The sequence below is a fragment of the Flavobacterium sp. genome, from assembly GCF_031422135.1.
In the GTDB taxonomy this organism is placed as follows: Bacteria; Bacteroidota; Bacteroidia; order Flavobacteriales; family Flavobacteriaceae; genus Flavobacterium.
This window is the reverse complement of sequence record NZ_JANOQD010000098.1, coordinates 20,265-37,856: the sequence shown is the minus strand read 5'-3', so window position 1 is coordinate 37,856 and position 17,592 is coordinate 20,265. Positions and strand designations below refer to the sequence as shown.

Here is a 17,592-nt window from a genome sequence, read left to right as displayed (position 1 = left end):
ACAAAATTAGGAATCAATTAACAGTAGTAATTTAGTTTAGCCTATTTATTTGTTATTTTTGTACAACTTTAAAAAAACTGGTTAACTGTTTTCCTAATCAATTCATCCTATGAACATTCTATATTCTTACTTAAAAAAACATAAATTATTATTGTTTTTTGCATTGTTAATGGCCGCTATAAATATTTGTTTTAGTTTAAGTGATTCGATTATTACAGGAAAATTAATGCAGGATTGCGGTGTGGGAATTGCCAAATACAAAGGCAACGAAATGGGTTTTTTGAAAGCGGTTGGTTTCTGGATTGGACTTTCTCTTGGAGCTGCAATGATTTCTAGAATTACTAAAAATTTTCAGGATTATTTTACCAACTTAGTCATTCAAAGAACTGGTGCCGAAATGTATACTGACGGAATTAAAAAATCGTTAGACTTGCCATACGAAGATTTTGAAGACCAACGAAGCGGCGAAACTTTAAGCAAATTACAAAAAGCACGCACTGATTCGGAGAAATTAATAACACTTTCTATTTCATTAATCTTTCAAACCATTATCGGATTTATTTTTGTGATTGTTTATATTTCAAGAATAGATTATCGTATTGCGTTTGTTTTTGTGTTTACGGCGCCGATAATTGCTTTTATAAGTTCTTTTTTAGGAAAAAAAATAAAAGCGGTTTCTAGAAAAATTGTAATGCAAACCAACTCGCTTGCAGGCTCAACAACGGAGAGTTTAAGAAACATAGAATTAGTAAAAAGTTTAGGCTTGACGGACCAAGAAGAAAGTAGATTGAACTCGAACACGCATAAAATTTTAAGTTTAGAAATCCAAAAAATTCGTTACATAAGAAGTTTAAGCTTTATACAAGGAACTACGGTTCATTTTATGAGAACTTGCGTAATTTTTACTTTATATTATTTCTTATTTGGCAATAAAATATTAGTTGGCGATTTACTAACGATGGTGTTTTTTACCTTCTTTATTTTCAATCCATTGCAAGAATTAAGTGCCTTTATAATTGCAAAAAATGAAACTAAAGTTTCGATGGAAAATTTTGAAAGTTTGTTAAATGCAAAATCAGAATTTCGTCCTAAAAACCCAAAATCGATAGGTAAAATAGCTACTTTACAATTTATAAATGTTGGTTTCAAACACAAAACGGCAAAATATGCAGCAGTCGAAAACATCGATTTTCATATCAAACAAGGAGAAACAGTTGCGTTCGTTGGCCCATCAGGTGCTGGAAAAACGACTTTAGTTAAACTATTGGTTGGATTGTATCCACCAGCAGAAGGAAAAGTATTGTATAATTCCGTAGATTCTAGCGAAATAGATTTGTTAGATTTACGTCAACAACTGGGATTTGTAACCCAAGACGCACAATTATTTTCAGGAACTATTCGTGAAAATTTATTGTTTGTAAAACCTGACGCGACCGATGAAGAACTACATAATGCGTTAAAACGAGCTAGTTGTCAAAATTTATTACAACGTGCTGAAAACGGTTTAGATTCGACCATTGGCGAAGGCGGAATTAAAGTTTCTGGGGGAGAAAAACAACGTTTGTCTATTGCTCGAGCTATTTTGAGAAACCCTAATTTATTGATTTTTGATGAAGCAACTTCAGCATTAGATTCCATTACCGAAGAAGAAATTAATTCAACAATCAGAAGCATTTCCAACCAAAATAGAATTACGGTTATTATTGCGCATCGACTCTCTACAGTTATGCATGCGGATACTATTTTTGTGCTAGAACAAGGAAAAATTATCGAACAGGGAAAACATGAGGATTTACTCGTAGAAAAAGGGTTGTATTATGCAATGTGGCGACAACAAATCGGGGAACGGAAGTAACCTCTTTTAATCTTCTATGCCTGAAAGACTTATTTCTGTCAAGAAATTTTTAATTTCGTCTTCTGTTGGCGGATTTGGGATTAGAAAAGTAACTTCTTCACTATAATTTATACCTTTAAAATAGCCAAGTTGTGCTATGAATTGTTTTTCAATAAATTCTTCTTTGAAAATTTCTTTTGCTTTAATAGAAATCTCTACAAATGAGTGATGAAATTTTAAAATAAAATACAAATCTAAATAATCTTTCCACTTTGATCTATGACCCAAAGCAAATGCTTTCATTGCAGCGAGTGTTAGCAAATCTGGCATTTTCATAAAACCTTTCAATTCTGAATGCAAAGGCACATTATAAGGAAATGAAAAAAAGTAATCTTCACACCACTTAACAACATATTAATTTGGTTGTAATCAACAAAGGAAACTTTATAATCAATATTTTTAAGTTTAGTATAAACCGTTTTTTTGCGAATGTCTTTTGAGGCACTTTATGGCAATTGGTAACAATTTGGTTCGCTTCTATGTTTCTATAAACCCACGATGTGCCATACGTAATTATAAAATGGGAAAATTTGAGAATTTCTTGTTTTGTTGATTCTAGAATTATATTTAAGTTTTGCAAAAACAAATCTTTATCTGAAGTACTCAACTCAGAATGAACTTTGAAACAATGCCAGAGTTCGTTGTGATAAAAAATGTCTTTTTCAGTAAATAATTTTTGATTAACTATCCTATCTATAATTCTTTCGATAGAAACTGGATTAAAAACAATTTCGAAAGGATTTGTAGTGTTTTGAAATTTAAAATACTCTAATTTGTCAGCCATATTTTCTGCAAAGCACGAACCCAAAGATAACATCCTAGAATTGTAATCTATGAGATGATTACTTTTAGAAATGAATATTTGGGTTCGGAATTGCATTTTTAGGATTTTTACAAACTTATGAATTTATTTGTAAATGTATAATACGACAGTATCAATCAATTAACCTTTTTTATAGTGTCAAAAATACAATTCACAAAAGTGGTGTCATTTTCAGTTTCAAAATAAATTTTCCTATTCTCTTTCCCCTCCAGTTCAAGATTACCATTGACTGAAAACTTGATTTCCGAACACAATCTACCCGTTTCAAAATTTATTATCATACGATACAAACTGTCTTTGACTATTTCTTTCATAGCATAATCTGTATCCCAAGACAATGGATTTTCCGCTCCACGTACTCCAACTGTTTTTATGTTCTTAATTTTTGACACATCGAGTGTCAATTCTACGATTTTTTTGTGTGTTTTTTGGACGCAACTTGACAATCCAAAAACTAAAATTAGTGAGACAATAAGATACTTTTTCATTTTTATTTATTTTTTGTTATTAAATAATCCACTCCAAATCGTCCAGATCCTAAAATCATATAGAAAAGACCTACCCAAAGAAAGCCCATTGCGGCCAAACAATTCCATAATCCATTATCTATTTGTTGCATAAAAATAGCAACTAACATTGTGCACAGTATTAGGAATGAAGCTATTCTAGTTTGGATACCTAATGCTAATAAAACACCTCCAACACCTTCAGCAAAGGCTCCCATCCAAGCAAAAAAACCAGGAAGCAATGCAAATACTCCACCATATTGAGCAACATCTTGCGGGAACCAAAAAGCAACTTCAAAAAGACCTAATCCATTGTCAGGAGGCGACCAAGGCAAGCCAAATTTTGGCGAACCAAATTCTACGGTTAATAAATAGCCGCATACAATTCTAGGTATGGCTAGTAGTAAATCTTGCGACCAATGTGGCAATAAAATTGGGTTTGTTATTTGTTTTAATAATTTCATAATTTATAATTTTGAATGTTATGATTTATGATTGAAACTTTATTTGTTAATCAATTCTCCGTTTCCTTTTTTTGATGAATTTGCATTGAATTTTGCTTGTCCAACATTTTTAATATCGCCATTTCCAGATAAAATTCCAGTTAATTCTTTAAAAACATTTATTGTTACATTTCCGTTTCCAGTACTTTTTATTTCGGCATTTTGAGTCATTAAATTCACTGCATTAACGTCGCCATTTCCTGTTTTTATAATATCTAATTTATCAACAGAACCTGTGATTTTGGTTTCACCATTTCCTGTATTTTCTATTCTGAAATAGCGCCCAAAAACATTTTTTACTACCAAATCACTATTCCCTTCGTGTTTGATTACACTAGCTTCTGGCATAGTGATTTTAATTTTTAAATTTGTATTTTCTATGTACATTTTATTGTTTCTGTTATTATCAAATGTAATTTTTAGTTCGTTTTCCGGTTCGTTTAATTTGAATGTTAAAAGTTTTTCTAAATTATCATCAATTGTAACTGAAATACTCCATAACATACCTATTTCAACCTCAATTTTCCCATCTAAATCCTGAAAATTAATTTTGTCAAAATTTTTGTAATCATAGGTTTTAGTAATTGTTTTACCTGAACCTTTAAGTTGTGCGTTTGCAAAAGTTGATACTAGAGTCAAAGCGATTGCGAGAATTAGTTTTGTCATGATTTGTGTTTTAAGAATTGATTTTGTGATTTATGATTGAACCTTTAATTATTATAAGTCATTCCTAAGTTCAAATCGCCTTTTACTTTTAGAGTTACCGATGCAAATTCGTTTCCTGTATTTTCTATTATTAAAGCAGTATTTTTCTCGGTTTTAATGGTAGCCGTTTCTTGTGGTTTAATTAAAACAGGAGAATGTGTTCCTCCATCAATTGGCGCTTGATATATTTTTAATATTGTTACGCCTTCGTTCTTTAAATATGTTTGAAATGAACCGTGTTGGTTGTTTCCCAAAACAAAACTTTGTTTAGGTTTAATAGAAGTATTGGAATTTAATGATCCCAAAATACCACAAGAGAAAGTTGTTAAAGTAAGTGCAAATAATACTACAATTTTTTTCATCTTTTTTTAAATTTTATGAAACATCAAAAAATGAGTTTCTGGTTATTTGATGAACCAAAATTGCAACAACTAAAAATCAATAACGTTTCAAATTATAATTTGAGCCAAAGTAAATAGGTATCAAATTATGAATTGATAAAAAAGTGATTATAAATAAGGGGGTTCTATATAAAATCTGAAAAGCCTCAAATCATATTTAGATATTCTTTAGGAGAATAATTGGTATTTTTCTTAAAAGCACGATTAAAAGTCGCTTTTGAATTAAAGCCACAATCGTAAGCAATTCCAAGCAGAGTAGATTTTTTGTGTTCCCCATTTTGAAACATTACTTTCACAGCTTCAATACGATAATTGTTTATAAAATCGTTAAAATTCATTTGAAAACCTTGATTGATTGCTTTAGAAATAACTGAAGTATTGGTTTGCAATTTTTTCGAAACTTCTGTCAATGACAATTCAGGATTTTGATACAATTTATCTTGTTGAATTAAATCTTCAATCTTAATTTTCCATTGGATTACTTCATCCGATATGCTTTCGATAAAAGTTTCATATTCAATATCAATCGTATTGTTTTCAATATTAAGGTCTTTTGTGTTTTCGCTTAATAGCAAAATAGGTTTTTTATCAAACACTGACATTTCAAAACCAATTTTTGTATGCACTGAATTTGAATATCCCGTTACTGCAATGTAGTATAGCACTAACGAAAAAAACAAATAAAACCACCAACCTTCTTTGTATTCATTGGGATTTGGAAAAAAATAATTGAAAATCTCAAAAAAATAGGGTAGCAAAATCATAATCAAAAAAGCTATCAGGTAATTTTTTATCCATTTGAACAGCATAGCATCCGCATTACTAGCCAATTGAACAATCAATCTCCGATACAAATTATAATATCGAATAGTCAAAATAAAATAGACCACCATTGAAGCCTGACCTGTGATTTGATACCATTGATCAAAATCTTTATCTATACCGTTTTGATAGAAATAATAGTCTTTAAGAATTATTTTATCGTACACATAAATAATGAGATTATAAACAAGATACATAACACCAGGCAGAAGATGAAAAAACTGCTTTCTATGAAACTTAAATGCAGGATTCAATAGACTTTGTGTATAAAAAAAGATTACAGGTCCAATGAAAAACAAATGTTGAAATGGCACATAAAACATAAAATCGCGATACGGTTGATTGTCGTACCATCCTGCAAAACCTAGCATCCAGGGAGCAATGTATAAACTACATAAAAACACAAACAAACTTAACCAGTAATTGGATTTATTTTGGGTTTGAATCGCTTTTTTAAACAATAGTAAACTGTAAATTATTCCTTGTGAGAAAGTAATAAGCAATAGCGAACTATAGAAACCAAAATCAAAGTGCATCTAAATAATTTTGACTAAAATTATGTTTTTTTTTAATACTAAATACCCAGCATAGTGAAATTTTAGTTTTATCTGCAAATAAATAAGATCTGAAATTTACTTTTTTACACCATATCTAACATAAACATTAGATAAAATATTAAATAGATTAAGAAAAATCTTACTTAAAATAAAGGAAATCAGGTATTTTACACATAAAAATGTGTGTTTCAGCACATTATTTTTAGGTTGTATCTCCATAAGTAGTATTTTTGAGATATTAAAATAATCAAAATCATCATCAAATATTGTCAATGAGAAAAAAATTATTCTTACTTGTCGTTTTATTTATAGCATATACGAGCAATGCAGCCATTTATTATGTAAAACAAATAGCTTCTGGAACAGGCGATGGCTCTTCTTGGGCAAATGCAAGTTCAGATTTACAAGGCGCAATCAATTTAGCTACAACAGGCGATGACGTTTGGGTGCAAATGGGCGTTTATTTGCCAACTTTAGATGTAACAGGAAATATACCACTTACTGACAATCGAGAAAAAACATTCTTAGTGAAAAGTGGCGTATCGATTTATGGTGGCTTTAATGGAACAGAAACCCAACTCATTAGTAGAAATCCAACAGTAAATCTAACCGTTTTGACTGGCGACATTGGCACAACGGGATCCAATACTGATAATTCGTACCATGTGGTTACTTCAAACAACCCGATTGAGGTTTCGCTTTTGGACGGATTCACAATTCAAGATGGAAAAGCGAATGGAATTTCTGATTTTTTAACTATTTCAGGGGCAAATCGAAGTGGAGGTGGCGTTTTTATTAAAGGTACAACTGGTAATTTTACCATTTCAAAATGCATAATCAAAAACAATAGCGCTCTTGGTGACGGAGGAGGAATATATAACTTAGCTTCTGGTTTACTTGACACTATTACTATTTTAGACAATGCGGCAAGTAAAGGTGGCGGTATATATAACAACGGAACACCTACATTGTTCTATCTATCAATTGTAAACAACATCTCTGATTTTGGAGGAGGAATGTACAATGTAAATTCCCCTTCACTAAATAATGTATTAATTACTGATAATTATGCTGATATAAACGGTGGTGGTATATATAACCTGTCTTCGTCACCAACACTTAATAATGTAACATTAAGTAATAATGATGCCTTCCTTGGAGGAGCAATATATAATAATATTTCAGCCTCCTCAGTGTTAACTAATGTATTAATTATAGATAATTTTGCAGATTCTGGAGCTGGAATTTACAATAGACAATCGTCTCCAACGTTAATAAATGTTACCATTCACAATAATTCTGCAGATGCAAATGGTGGTGGGTTATACAATTTTGACAATTCAAATCCAATTCTGAAAAATTGCATAATTTGGGGTAATACTGGTGGAAGCACTTCAGGCATATTCAACAGCACCTCTACTCCTACTATGAGTAATTCAAACATACAAGGAATTGTAGTTACTGGCTCAAATATTAGCACCAATCCATTGTTTATGAACAATGCAGACCCAAACGGAGCAGACAATGTTTTTATGACTTCAGATGATGGTTTACAACTTAGCTGTGGCAGTCCAAGTTTTAACACAGGCAACAATACTAGCACAACAACGCTTGATATTCTTAACAATCCGAGAAGGCAATTTACAATAGCCGATATGGGTGCTTATGAAAGCACTTTAGATTTAGCTGTAATACCAGCTGGGCTAACGTCGCAAACTATTTCGATTACTAGTGGTGTAGATGCAACAATTTCTGATATTTTAATAAATCCAACAAATGCGGTTTGGTATAGCACATTGAGCAATGCTTTAGCAGGAACTAATTCGTTACCCTCTACTACAATAATTACTGATGGCAGCACCTATTATGCAGTAAACATTGTAGGGTCTTGCTCCAGTGCTCCACTTGCTGTTACGGTAACATTTACATTGGGTAAGTCCGAATTTAATGATTTTAATTTTAGATATTCGCCAAATCCAACAACTTCAATTTTGAATATTAGCTACTCAAATAATATTTCAGATATTATAGTAACCAACATTTTAGGACAACAAATCATCAAAATGAACTCAAGCTCTAATAGAGTTCAATTGGATTTGTCTTCAATTCCAAATGGGACTTATTTTGTAAAAGTAATTTCTGAGAATAAAGAAAAAATAGTTAAAGTCATTAAGCAAAACTAATTTGATTTGTACTTTTTAAATTTTCCTATCAACTACTTAAAAGGATTTCGCTCAATCCAAGTTACTTTAGGGTCAAAATAACGAAACAATTTACCTATATACCTATTAATAAATTGGTTAGAATGATTAATAAAACCAACCATTTCAATAGGCTTGGCACCCACAGAACTTTTAATTTCTAAAGCTGTTCTTGAAAAAATTAATTTAGAATATTTTTTAGCAATCGAATATCCAATCATATCGTATAGCATATTCAAATACAACATTTTATCCTTCTGATGTTGGTTATCATATCCTAAAAAATAAGTGTCAAGCGAAGTTCCATTAACAATTATTGTATTAAAGCCAATTAATTTTTCATCTAAGAAATAACCATAAAATAGAAATTTATCTCCCAATACATCTTTCAAATTAGCAAAATGATTTTCAGCTAAATAAAAAGTATTAAAAGGTGCATTTTTGGTCACATTAAGGTAGAGTTCATTTATTTTTGGATTATTTTCAGTAATTTCCTCTAATGTCATTTGCCTTTTGACAACCATTTCTGATTTTTTTCGGGCTCGTTTGTAATGATCTCTGTATTTTTTAGAAAGTGCAGTTACATAATCTTCTTCGGTTTTCCAAAAGTCCAAATTAGTAAAAACCATATTGGGTTGGGTCGAAAATATGGAATATTTTTTAAAACCTTCCAACTTAAAATTTTTACTTTCTTCGATTGTGAAATCTTTAAACGAGGTAATATGAATTTTCTTGCCTCGAGATTTAAATTCCATTTTAAGATGAGTAACTGCTTTTTTCAATATGGAAAGTCCATCTGTAACTGAAATTTTATCAGAAAAAATAAAAGCATTTTGCCCAGTTAGCATATTATTACCAACTAAAAGAACATTTTTAGCAAAATTCTTGAAAACAAAATCCCTAAGTTTTGATTTAATACAACTTTTGTTAACACCAAATGATGATACTTCGGTCAATGTGAGCATTTGAGTTATGACGAGACCTACAATTTCTTCATTTTTATACAACCCAATATAATTACAAATCATATTTTTAGGAGATGATTCGTCAAGAACTTGAAGGTATTTCTTCGAAAGAAAAATGTTTTCAATGGCTAACGCATCCCAATTTTGAGGAAGACTGCCAGCACTGGAATAAATTTTAAAGGAAAATGAAAGATCCAAATTTTGAATTATATTTTGGACAAAAATAATCAATAATGTTAAAACATTACGAGTTAGTATTTAAAATAACTAATTTTATTAAAAATATAAATTATGACAACTTATAATGTAGAATCAGCAAATATAAAATTAGAAGATTTACCAGATTGGAATTTTGAAAACAATGGGATTGAGAAGAAATTTGAATTTAAAAACTTCTCACAAGCACTTGGTTTCATAGTTCAAGTAGGTGTTTTAGCAGAAAAAGCTAACCATCATCCAGAATTATATAACGTGTACAACAAAGTCAATATCCGTTTAACCACACATGATGCAGATGGCGTAACGGATAAAGATTTTAATTTGGCTACAAATATTGAGAAATTATTTTAAACCCAACCGCAAATTATTGCACCCATAATGGTTAGTGTGATAACCCAATAACCCGCATGAATCCAAATGTATTTCCATGATTTTCTTTCAAATAACCCATTTATCGCTATAATTGGTAATGCAAAAAAGAGGCCCGTCATAAAACCGTGTAAAGCTCCGTGTTTAAAAGTCCTAAATGTGATTCCATAATCTGCCATAAAAGCAGCATAAGAAGGAAGTGCTTTAGTTGCATCGCCACCAATCATTCCCATTGCTCCAAACTGATGAATAACCAACATTTGCATTATAAAAGCTAGGAAGAAAGAAAACAGATAGGTAAAACCAAATATTTTGAGCATACTCCCTTTCTTTAAATCCTCTGGTGTAAGTCCTGTTTCTCGCATCCAAATTCCACCAAACATTTTTTCGCTATACCAAAGCATTCCTACTAGCAATGTGACCAATGCGCTTACCAAAAGTGCTATAAAATTAATTTCCATAATTTAGTTTTTTAAGAATTGTTTAATCAAATATAATAAATATATTGAAATAATTTAATTTTTCATAATATGTTCTTCTATCATATATGGTGTTATTTCTTTTAAAGTTTTTCCAGTTTCTGGATGTCGACCATCGTAGGAAAAATATTCAAGATTTCCCTCGAGAGATTTTCCATACCAAACACATGGTCTGCCATTCTTAAAAAAAATGGTATTCTTAGTGATTTCAATTTTTTGAAAATTATCAATCAAATAATCTTCCCTTTTAATATTTGAACTTGAGATTAATCCATATCCAGAAGTAGGTGTTTCATCACAAGCAATTGCTTCATAATGATTGTCTTTCCAAATCATACATTCTTTAGTAGAAAAAAAAACTTGCTTTGTAACAAAACCAGAAAAGAGGATAATAAAGAAAACACCAACTTTTAGTTTGTTTTTTTGAATCCAAGATTGTTTTTTTTGGTTTTCAAGAAGACCATTTGATTTTTGAATTTGATTTTTAAAATCCTCTTTCTTGTTAAGAGTTTCTTCAATGTTACCTATTGCTAATTCATTTATTATATCTTCTTTTTTCAAGTACTTACCTAAAGGTCTTGATTGAAAATTGACTAACAATGCCATTACATCAACTATGGATTGTTGGGGAACTTCAGTTTTTCCTTTAAAAAAATTACAAATTGGTCTAAACTTATCTATATCAAATTTGTCAATTGTATAAAACTTATTTAAAATTTCTTTGTCAATTGGAGAGATTTTAGAATTGTCTAATATGTTACATAAATCCCTTAAAGATGCAGGAGTGGGTTTAGATAAATAACTTGAATATTCTTCCGTTTTTTCTATCTCATATTTTGCTTTAATTTCAATCAAATAACTTTCTGGGGTACTTTTTTTCATACGCATTTATTGGAATTTATTAGAATCATCGGAATTCATCGGAATCATCGGAATTGCATTAAAATTATTCAACAAGAACGCCACATCTTTGCTTCAGAATTAGTTCTCGTGTTAACATGCTATTAATACAAATGTACAAAACTAGTTCTAAAAAAGTGATGCCTTACAGATTGGAATTTTTTTCCAGGGAAGTATAATTAAACCTTTCTGTAACGGCTCACTTCACTTCCCACAACAAAGCAGAGTACTCGCTTTTCTATCTGGATTGGTCGCTTAACAACATTCGATTTTAAATATCGAACGGCCAAATCTATGCTTAATTTTTAATACTAAATATTATGAAAAAACTGATTTATATCGCAGTATTTACTGTGTCGAGTTTAGGGTTTGTGTCATGCACAGCTGATAGTGTTTCTAAAGAAGAAACTCAACAAATTTCCGCAACAGAAGTTCCTGGACCCGGTGATGACCATATCATTATTAAACCACCAAAATAGTCTTATTAAAGGGCTTGTGTAATTAATATAATTACTAACTTCGGGGAAACTATCTTTTATGATGCGTTCCCCGATTTTTATTTTAATAGCTGTGTTTTTTGCGTTTTCTTGTAAACAGAATAATAAGATTAAATATGACACTTTAATTAATGCTAGCGATGCTAAAAAACACCTAGAGTTAGGTGAAGAATATTTTTTAAATCAAAAATACGATACGGCATTTTATTATTATAACAAATCAAATGATGCCTTTAAAATCAAAAAAGACAGTGCTTCAATAACATTTAATCTCATTAGAATTGCTCAAATCCAGCAAACCTATGGTGATTATAGCGGTAGTGAGGAAAGTCTTGTTGAAGCCTTGATTTACAACAATAAAAACATCACATATAAATCAGAAATCTATAACTCTTTAGGGATTTCTTCAAAAGAATTGTCAAATTACAACGATGCAATTAATTATTACAATACCGTTCTAAAAATAGCAAATGATACTCTATCAAGAGTTACACCAACAAATAATATTGCATTAGTTTATATCGAAAAAGGGAATTATTTAAATGCCATTAAGCTTTTGGAGCCAATTTCAAAGTTGCCACTTTTAGACACCATTGAAAATAAAAAAGCAAGAATAATTGACAATCTAGGCTATTCTTATTATAAAGCTAATTTCAATGAAAAAGGATTCTCTTTAATAAATCAAGCACTATTAATTAGGCAAAAAAACAGTGATTCCTATGGAATTATTAATAGTTATTTGCATTTAGCCGAATATTATCAAAACACAAACAAACTAAAATCCAAGCAAAATGCATTTGATGCTTACAAACTAGCAACCAAACTGAATAGTGTTGATGAGCGATTGGAATCATTAGTTTTTTTAATGTCATACAATCAAGAAAAGGGTCAAAATAACTACGCAATTCAATATGCACATCTAAACGATAGCATTACAAAGGTTCGCAATAATGCTAAAAATCAATTTGCTAAAATAAAATACGATTCTAGAAGTGCTATTGAAGAAAATCTAAAACTTAAAAATAAAAATACAGAAACCGATTTAAAACTTCAAAAACAAAAAAATCAAACTGATCTTTTTGTGTTTGGCTTTCTTTCCTTACTTGGTGGGATTGTATATGTTTATAGTCATTTCAAAAACAAAAATAAGCATGAACGTATTCAAGCTGCTTACAATACCGAAATCAGAATTGCAAAAAAACTCCATGACGAACTAGCCAACGATGTATACCAAACGATGGTTTTTACAGAAACCCAAGATTTATCTAATGATGATAAAAAAGAAGTACTGCTCAACAATCTCGAAAAAATATATGTCAGAACCCGAAATATTTCGCAAGAAAATAACACTATAGATACAGGTGTAAATTTTAGTAGTAATCTAAAAAAAATGCTTTCAAATTATCAAAACGAAAAAGTAAACATTATTATAAACGACAATAATAAAATCGATTGGTCAAAAATACAAGATTCAAAAAAGATAGACATACACCGCACCCTACAAGAATTAATGGTGAATATGAAAAAACACAGTCTTTGTAGCCATGTGCTTATTGGCTTTGAAGCCTCAGAAAATAATATAACAATAGAATACAAAGACAATGGAAAAGGATGTGATGTAACACAAATTTCAAAAAACGGACTCCAAAATGTGGAAAACCGTATTCTTGCTAATAACGGAACAATTACTTTTGACTCACAAATCGATAACGGATTTAAAGCAAGCATAAAATTTTTAATATAACCATTACAACTATGTTTCAGAAAGTAATTGTAGCCGAAGATCTAGACACAAACAATATTGCCGTCATACAAGCACTCGAAACGTTAGTTATTTCTGAGATTGAATATGCCAAATATTGTGACGATGCCCTACTCAAAATTAAAAAGGCGACTCAAGACCAGAAGCCTTTTGAATTGCTCATAACCGATTTATCGTTTATAGAAGACCATCGAAAAAACTCACTAAACTCAGGTGAAGAATTAATCAAAGCTGCGAGACAATTAAATCCAAACATAAAAATCATTGTTTTTTCGGTTGAGAATAAATCTTATCGCATACAATCGCTTTTTGAGCATTTAAACATTGATGGTTTTGTAGCCAAAGGTCGCAATAGTATTCCTGAACTTAAAAAAGCAATTGAATGGGTTTATAACAAAAAGGAAAGATATATTGCACCTGAGCATTCAGTAATACTTCATGACAAAACTGTTCAAGAAATAGATAATTATGATATTCAATTAATCAAACAACTCTCCTACGGTGTACCTCAAGAAAGTATGGATGCCAAATTTTTAGAACTAGGCATAACTCCAAATAGTAAAAGCACTATCGAAAAACGCATCAGCAAACTCAAAATTTATTTCAAAGCAAATAATCCAGCACATTTGGTTTCTATAGCCAAAGATTTAGGATTGGTGTAAAACAGCTTATTTCAATTACACACCTGACAGGTTTTAAAACCTGTCAGGTCATTGCGAGGAGGAACGACGAAGCAATCTTTGGAAAGCCTACAATATTTTTTTTTAGAAGCACAACACTCCCGCTTATTTCATCCATCCTCCCGTTTTACGTTGCAATCTTTTGCTTTTTGATTGCTTCGTAACCTCGCAAAGTCAAAAAAGCAAAAGGATTTCCACTTCAACCGGGGCTAAAATTCAAGATTATTACTTCTTTTAAAATTATTTTTCCTCTTTACGGTTTCCCGTAAGGAATAACTTTTTATTGGGTTTAAGTTTGGATATTATTAATTTAAAAATAGAAAATTATGAAAAAAATTATTCTTGCATTTACTTTATTCCTGTTCCTCGTTGGCGGCAGTGTAGATGCGCAAAGCGGACGCTATAAGAACGGCAAAGGAAGTTCGCATAAAGGAGGAAAATATAAAAATTCTAAAACTAATAATCACTATAAAAAAAAGAAAGTAATATAATCATGGAATATAAAGTAATACCATTCGTAGCATCAATCGATGCCAATAAAGGAACATCAGCACATGTAGCCGAACAATTACAAAGTTTGATTACAAATTTTGGGAATCAGGGCTGGAAATATGTTCGGTTAGAAAGTGTAATCACATTTGTACACCCAGAAACAGGATGTTTTGGATTGGGTGCAAAACCTGGCTATACTACAAACAGGCAAATGATTGTATTTGAAAAATAAAATGAAGTATTTAATCCTTTTAATGATTCGCATCTATTGGTTCTCAAAACCTAAAAATACTGAACCAAAATGCATTTTCAAGAAATCATGTTCTCATTATGTTTATGAAACAACTCAGAAAAAAGGTTTTCTAAGAGGATTAAAAGCCTTCCGTTTTAGATATAAAAATTGCAGAAATGGTTTTGAAATTTTTGAAAACCCAATGAATAACAAAACACAAATGCTGTTGCCATCTAGAATTGTAGTTGATAGTGAAGAGATAGCAGAAAGATTATTAATTAAATAAAAAAAAGATATTATGAAATATTATGTAAACAACAAAGCTCAATCAAATGGAGATCATGAAGTTCATACTGAAATTTGTACTTATTTGCCTTCCGATAAGAAATATCTAGGAGATTTTTCAAATTGTAAAGATGCTGTTAAAGAAGCAAAGAAAACTTACGATGATGTAAATGGATGTTATTATTGTTCGAATAGTTGTCATACTAGTTAAATATTTACAAATGAAAAATCAAATATATACCATTGCGTTATTTTTTGTATCATCACTATTGTCTGCGCAAGAAATCAAAAAAGAGGTTGAGAATTTAAAAACTAAAATGGATGTTTTTGCATCTAAAACTGGAACAATTGTAAAATTTATCGATTCAAATCTTAAAGGAATTAAAACTTCTTATGGTGGTTTGACTGAAACTCGAATTAGAAAAGTCGTTAGTGGGTCATTAACTAGTTATTTTTTTCAGATGGAAAAGGAAGGTAAATATGGAAGTCAAACAGCATCAATAGAACATTCGGATTTAGTTGAGTTATTAAAAGCATTAAAATCTTTGAGAGGAGAATTAGAGAAAGATTTGTTCTTAAATCCAGATTATCTAGAAAATAAATTCACAACTACTGATGGTTTTAAAGTTGGATATTATATCAGTAAAGGGAAGCCGACTTGGTATATAAATCTTGAAAGATACGGGTCAGATAGCACCATTTTTATTGAGAATGCCGATTTAATTGAAAAATCTTTTGACGAAGCCAAAAATAAAATAGAGGAATTAAAAATAAAATAGATTATGAAATTTCAACATTATGAATTGAATAATCTCCAAGGTGGAGAAATTATTGAGGTAACACTTTCAGGAAACTCAGCCAATGTAAAACTATTGAATTATAATAACTTTCAATATTATAAAACTGGAAAAAAACATGAATATTATGGAGGACATATAACTAGATCTCCATTCAGAATTACTGTGCCAAATTCAGGACATTGGTTTGTAACGATTGATTTAGGAGGTTACAAAGGTAACGTGAGTTCTTCAGTGAGAATTTTATAATTAAACAACTAATAAATGAAAAACATAATCGCATTATTTGGAGTTTCTAGCATAGGAAAATCTGAAACTATAAAATTACTGTATGCAAAATTAATAAATGAATTTAAAGATTTTTCATTTTTAAATGATTTTAATCAAATTACAAACGACAAAGGAGACATTAGAGTTATAATTGTCATTAATGGAAAAATAATTGGTATTGAAAGCCAAGGTGATCCCAACTCTAGAATATTTAATTCACTTCCATTATTTGTTAAATTGAATTGTGACACCATCATTTGCGCTACTAGAACAAGAGGCTCGTCTACTCAAGCTGTAGAAAAATTGAGTACTGATTATGAAATAGAATGGGTGAAAAAAAATCCATCTGAAAATAATTTTAGAATCGAAAATGATAAAGATGCGAGTCTAATTTTTGAAAAAATAAAAACAATTTTAACCCATTAATAAATATAAAAATGGCAAATCAAAAACCACCCAACGCACCAAGCAAAACTGGAAAACCATCAGGCGGAAATAGAGGTAATAATCCTCCAAGACCATCGGTGCCAAAACCATCGGTGCCAAAAAAGTAAAACATTCATAAAACTCCAAAATGCAACATTTTGGAGTTTTTAATGATGTTCTTTCCAAAGATTGCTTCGTCGTTCCTCCTCGCAATGACCTAAAAACGAACCTTGATATTTAAATCATCTGCATTCCATTTTGGAAAGTAAATTCACTTATTGCAACAATTAATTTATACGGATTCGTCATGGCGAGGAGGAACGACGAAGCAATCTTTGGATTAATCAATTTTTTATAATAACTACCAAATCATTATGTCTTTTATTTCCTCATGTAAATCTCTCCATTCAGGATTTATAGAAGCAATTAATAACTCTTTCTTTTTTCTTGAACCACCTTTAATTTGCTTTTCTTTTCCAATAGCATCTCCTATCATCTGGAATTGTTCAAAATAAACGAGTTTGCATAAATCGTATCTAGCAGAAAAAGATTTTTTATAACGCTTTTCTTTATGATCTTCAATTCGTTTGGGAAGATTTGAAGTAACACCTGTGTACAATACTGTATTATTTTTGTTTGTAATGATGTATGTAAATCCTGGTTTCATAATGCAAATATAATATTTATTAAATGTGATGAAAAGATAACAAATAGCGCTTTTTATGATATATTTTTTTGATACATTTTTTTAATTTCCAATATGAGGTTTCCCGTAAGGAAATCATTTTTGCCCAAATTACATTTGAG

The 17,592-nt window shown here is 30.4% G+C and carries 23 protein-coding genes; 12 read left to right on the top strand and 11 right to left on the bottom strand.

Translation table 11 applies throughout. The features are described from left to right. The first annotated feature begins 109 nt into the window (after positions 1-109). Positions 110-1,855, top strand: coding sequence for an ABC transporter ATP-binding protein (locus RMO70_RS12750; protein ID WP_310556822.1), 1,746 nt, complete (start codon positions 110-112; stop codon positions 1,853-1,855). Between the two features lie 6 nt (positions 1,856-1,861). On the opposite strand, the gene RMO70_RS12745 is transcribed toward RMO70_RS12750, so the two are convergent. The 7 genes from RMO70_RS12745 to RMO70_RS12715 form a co-directional block, all read right to left on the bottom strand. Then, positions 1,862-2,200, bottom strand: coding sequence for a nucleotidyl transferase AbiEii/AbiGii toxin family protein (locus RMO70_RS12745; RefSeq protein WP_409025088.1), 339 nt, complete (start codon positions 2,198-2,200; stop codon positions 1,862-1,864). A gap of 37 nt (positions 2,201-2,237) precedes the next feature. Further along, entirely contained in the window at positions 2,238-2,774 is a 537-nt protein-coding gene (locus RMO70_RS12740) for a GSCFA domain-containing protein (protein WP_310556820.1), read from the bottom strand. Between the two features lie 59 nt (positions 2,775-2,833). Next, a complete protein-coding gene (locus RMO70_RS12735; protein WP_310556819.1) occupies positions 2,834-3,205 on the bottom strand; it encodes a hypothetical protein in 372 nt (123 codons plus the stop codon). A gap of 2 nt (positions 3,206-3,207) precedes the next feature. Continuing rightward, positions 3,208-3,687 carry a DoxX family protein gene (locus RMO70_RS12730; protein ID WP_310556818.1) on the bottom strand — a complete coding sequence of 160 codons (480 nt, stop codon included), beginning with the start codon at positions 3,685-3,687 and terminating at the stop codon, positions 3,208-3,210. A gap of 39 nt (positions 3,688-3,726) precedes the next feature. Continuing rightward, on the bottom strand, positions 3,727-4,392 hold the full coding sequence (locus tag RMO70_RS12725; protein WP_310556817.1) for a GIN domain-containing protein: 666 nt from the start codon (positions 4,390-4,392) through the stop codon (positions 3,727-3,729). 44 nt (positions 4,393-4,436) lie between these two features. Then, positions 4,437-4,793: a hypothetical protein gene (locus RMO70_RS12720; protein WP_310556816.1), complete on the bottom strand. Its 357-nt coding sequence runs from the start codon at positions 4,791-4,793 to the stop codon at positions 4,437-4,439. A 185-nt stretch (positions 4,794-4,978) separates the two neighbouring features. After that, positions 4,979-6,190 (bottom strand): helix-turn-helix transcriptional regulator, encoded by a 1,212-nt coding sequence (locus RMO70_RS12715; protein WP_310556815.1) that lies wholly within the window; start codon positions 6,188-6,190, stop codon positions 4,979-4,981. Between the two features lie 293 nt (positions 6,191-6,483). Between RMO70_RS12715 and RMO70_RS12710 the strand changes: the two genes are divergently transcribed. Then, the gene (locus RMO70_RS12710) at positions 6,484-8,394 is read left to right on the top strand and encodes a T9SS type A sorting domain-containing protein (protein WP_310556814.1); all 1,911 of its coding nucleotides are present in this window, start codon (positions 6,484-6,486) and stop codon (positions 8,392-8,394) included. 32 nt (positions 8,395-8,426) lie between these two features. Here the strand turns inward: RMO70_RS12710 and RMO70_RS12705 are convergent, their stop codons facing one another. Then, on the bottom strand, positions 8,427-9,575 hold the full coding sequence (locus RMO70_RS12705; RefSeq protein WP_310556813.1) for an 8-amino-7-oxononanoate synthase: 1,149 nt from the start codon (positions 9,573-9,575) through the stop codon (positions 8,427-8,429). A 93-nt stretch (positions 9,576-9,668) separates the two neighbouring features. Between RMO70_RS12705 and RMO70_RS12700 the strand changes: the two genes are divergently transcribed. Next, a complete protein-coding gene (locus RMO70_RS12700) occupies positions 9,669-9,947 on the top strand; it encodes a 4a-hydroxytetrahydrobiopterin dehydratase (RefSeq protein WP_310556812.1) in 279 nt (92 codons plus the stop codon). Here RMO70_RS12700 and RMO70_RS12695 read toward each other — a convergent pair. Both RMO70_RS12695 and RMO70_RS12690 read right to left on the bottom strand, forming a co-directional pair. Then, positions 9,944-10,426, bottom strand: a complete 483-nt coding sequence (locus tag RMO70_RS12695; protein ID WP_310556811.1) for a DUF1761 domain-containing protein — start codon at positions 10,424-10,426, stop codon at positions 9,944-9,946. The two genes, RMO70_RS12700 and RMO70_RS12695, sit on opposite strands and share 4 nt — an antisense overlap. Positions 10,427-10,480: 54 nt before the next feature. Further along, on the bottom strand, positions 10,481-11,326 hold the full coding sequence (locus RMO70_RS12690; protein ID WP_310556810.1) for a hypothetical protein: 846 nt from the start codon (positions 11,324-11,326) through the stop codon (positions 10,481-10,483). A gap of 555 nt (positions 11,327-11,881) precedes the next feature. On the opposite strand from RMO70_RS12690, the gene RMO70_RS12685 reads away from it, so the two are divergent. From RMO70_RS12685 to RMO70_RS12645, 9 genes are all read left to right on the top strand, one after another. After that, positions 11,882-13,585: a hypothetical protein gene (locus tag RMO70_RS12685; protein WP_310556809.1), complete on the top strand. Its 1,704-nt coding sequence runs from the start codon at positions 11,882-11,884 to the stop codon at positions 13,583-13,585. Between the two features lie 11 nt (positions 13,586-13,596). Further along, positions 13,597-14,265: a response regulator gene (locus RMO70_RS12680; RefSeq protein ID WP_310556808.1), complete on the top strand. Its 669-nt coding sequence runs from the start codon at positions 13,597-13,599 to the stop codon at positions 14,263-14,265. Positions 14,266-14,609: 344 nt separating this feature from the next. After that, entirely contained in the window at positions 14,610-14,774 is a 165-nt protein-coding gene (locus RMO70_RS12675) for a hypothetical protein (protein ID WP_310556807.1), read from the top strand. A gap of 2 nt (positions 14,775-14,776) precedes the next feature. Beyond that, the gene (locus RMO70_RS12670) at positions 14,777-15,007 is read left to right on the top strand and encodes a hypothetical protein (RefSeq protein ID WP_310556806.1); all 231 of its coding nucleotides are present in this window, start codon (positions 14,777-14,779) and stop codon (positions 15,005-15,007) included. Between the two features lies 1 nt (position 15,008). Next, positions 15,009-15,293, top strand: a complete 285-nt coding sequence (yidD, locus tag RMO70_RS12665; protein WP_310556805.1) for a membrane protein insertion efficiency factor YidD — start codon at positions 15,009-15,011, stop codon at positions 15,291-15,293. Positions 15,294-15,305: 12 nt separating this feature from the next. Continuing rightward, positions 15,306-15,503 (top strand): hypothetical protein, encoded by a 198-nt coding sequence (locus RMO70_RS12660; protein ID WP_310556804.1) that lies wholly within the window; start codon positions 15,306-15,308, stop codon positions 15,501-15,503. Positions 15,504-15,513: 10 nt separating this feature from the next. Beyond that, positions 15,514-16,071, top strand: coding sequence for a hypothetical protein (locus RMO70_RS12655; RefSeq protein WP_310556803.1), 558 nt, complete (start codon positions 15,514-15,516; stop codon positions 16,069-16,071). A gap of 3 nt (positions 16,072-16,074) precedes the next feature. Continuing rightward, on the top strand, positions 16,075-16,338 hold the full coding sequence (locus tag RMO70_RS12650; RefSeq protein WP_310556802.1) for a DUF1883 domain-containing protein: 264 nt from the start codon (positions 16,075-16,077) through the stop codon (positions 16,336-16,338). Between the two features lie 15 nt (positions 16,339-16,353). Continuing rightward, positions 16,354-16,785 carry a hypothetical protein gene (locus RMO70_RS12645; protein WP_310556801.1) on the top strand — a complete coding sequence of 144 codons (432 nt, stop codon included), beginning with the start codon at positions 16,354-16,356 and terminating at the stop codon, positions 16,783-16,785. 361 nt (positions 16,786-17,146) lie between these two features. Here the strand turns inward: RMO70_RS12645 and RMO70_RS12640 are convergent, their stop codons facing one another. Then, complete coding sequence (locus tag RMO70_RS12640; protein WP_310556800.1) at positions 17,147-17,452, bottom strand: GIY-YIG nuclease family protein; 306 nt, start codon at positions 17,450-17,452, stop codon at positions 17,147-17,149. Positions 17,453-17,592: the final 140 nt, after the last annotated feature.

What these genes read in the sequence shown, in the direction of transcription:
- RMO70_RS12750 (WP_310556822.1), top strand. Translation starts at nt 110, where the DNA reads ATGAACATTCTATATTCTTACTTAAAAAAACATAAATTATTATTGTTT.
- RMO70_RS12740 (WP_310556820.1), bottom strand. Translation starts at nt 2,774, where the DNA reads ATGCAATTCCGAACCCAAATATTCATTTCTAAAAGTAATCATCTCATA.
- RMO70_RS12735 (WP_310556819.1), bottom strand. Translation starts at nt 3,205, where the DNA reads ATGAAAAAGTATCTTATTGTCTCACTAATTTTAGTTTTTGGATTGTCA.
- RMO70_RS12730 (WP_310556818.1), bottom strand. Translation starts at nt 3,687, where the DNA reads ATGAAATTATTAAAACAAATAACAAACCCAATTTTATTGCCACATTGG.
- RMO70_RS12725 (WP_310556817.1), bottom strand. Translation starts at nt 4,392, where the DNA reads ATGACAAAACTAATTCTCGCAATCGCTTTGACTCTAGTATCAACTTTT.
- RMO70_RS12720 (WP_310556816.1), bottom strand. Translation starts at nt 4,793, where the DNA reads ATGAAAAAAATTGTAGTATTATTTGCACTTACTTTAACAACTTTCTCT.
- RMO70_RS12715 (WP_310556815.1), bottom strand. Translation starts at nt 6,190, where the DNA reads ATGCACTTTGATTTTGGTTTCTATAGTTCGCTATTGCTTATTACTTTC.
- RMO70_RS12710 (WP_310556814.1), top strand. Translation starts at nt 6,484, where the DNA reads ATGAGAAAAAAATTATTCTTACTTGTCGTTTTATTTATAGCATATACG.
- RMO70_RS12700 (WP_310556812.1), top strand. Translation starts at nt 9,669, where the DNA reads ATGACAACTTATAATGTAGAATCAGCAAATATAAAATTAGAAGATTTA.
- RMO70_RS12695 (WP_310556811.1), bottom strand. Translation starts at nt 10,426, where the DNA reads ATGGAAATTAATTTTATAGCACTTTTGGTAAGCGCATTGGTCACATTG.
- RMO70_RS12690 (WP_310556810.1), bottom strand. Translation starts at nt 11,326, where the DNA reads ATGAAAAAAAGTACCCCAGAAAGTTATTTGATTGAAATTAAAGCAAAA.
- RMO70_RS12685 (WP_310556809.1), top strand. Translation starts at nt 11,882, where the DNA reads ATGATGCGTTCCCCGATTTTTATTTTAATAGCTGTGTTTTTTGCGTTT.
- RMO70_RS12680 (WP_310556808.1), top strand. Translation starts at nt 13,597, where the DNA reads ATGTTTCAGAAAGTAATTGTAGCCGAAGATCTAGACACAAACAATATT.
- RMO70_RS12675 (WP_310556807.1), top strand. Translation starts at nt 14,610, where the DNA reads ATGAAAAAAATTATTCTTGCATTTACTTTATTCCTGTTCCTCGTTGGC.
- RMO70_RS12670 (WP_310556806.1), top strand. Translation starts at nt 14,777, where the DNA reads ATGGAATATAAAGTAATACCATTCGTAGCATCAATCGATGCCAATAAA.
- yidD (WP_310556805.1), top strand. Translation starts at nt 15,009, where the DNA reads ATGAAGTATTTAATCCTTTTAATGATTCGCATCTATTGGTTCTCAAAA.
- RMO70_RS12660 (WP_310556804.1), top strand. Translation starts at nt 15,306, where the DNA reads ATGAAATATTATGTAAACAACAAAGCTCAATCAAATGGAGATCATGAA.
- RMO70_RS12655 (WP_310556803.1), top strand. Translation starts at nt 15,514, where the DNA reads ATGAAAAATCAAATATATACCATTGCGTTATTTTTTGTATCATCACTA.
- RMO70_RS12650 (WP_310556802.1), top strand. Translation starts at nt 16,075, where the DNA reads ATGAAATTTCAACATTATGAATTGAATAATCTCCAAGGTGGAGAAATT.
- RMO70_RS12645 (WP_310556801.1), top strand. Translation starts at nt 16,354, where the DNA reads ATGAAAAACATAATCGCATTATTTGGAGTTTCTAGCATAGGAAAATCT.
- RMO70_RS12640 (WP_310556800.1), bottom strand. Translation starts at nt 17,452, where the DNA reads ATGAAACCAGGATTTACATACATCATTACAAACAAAAATAATACAGTA.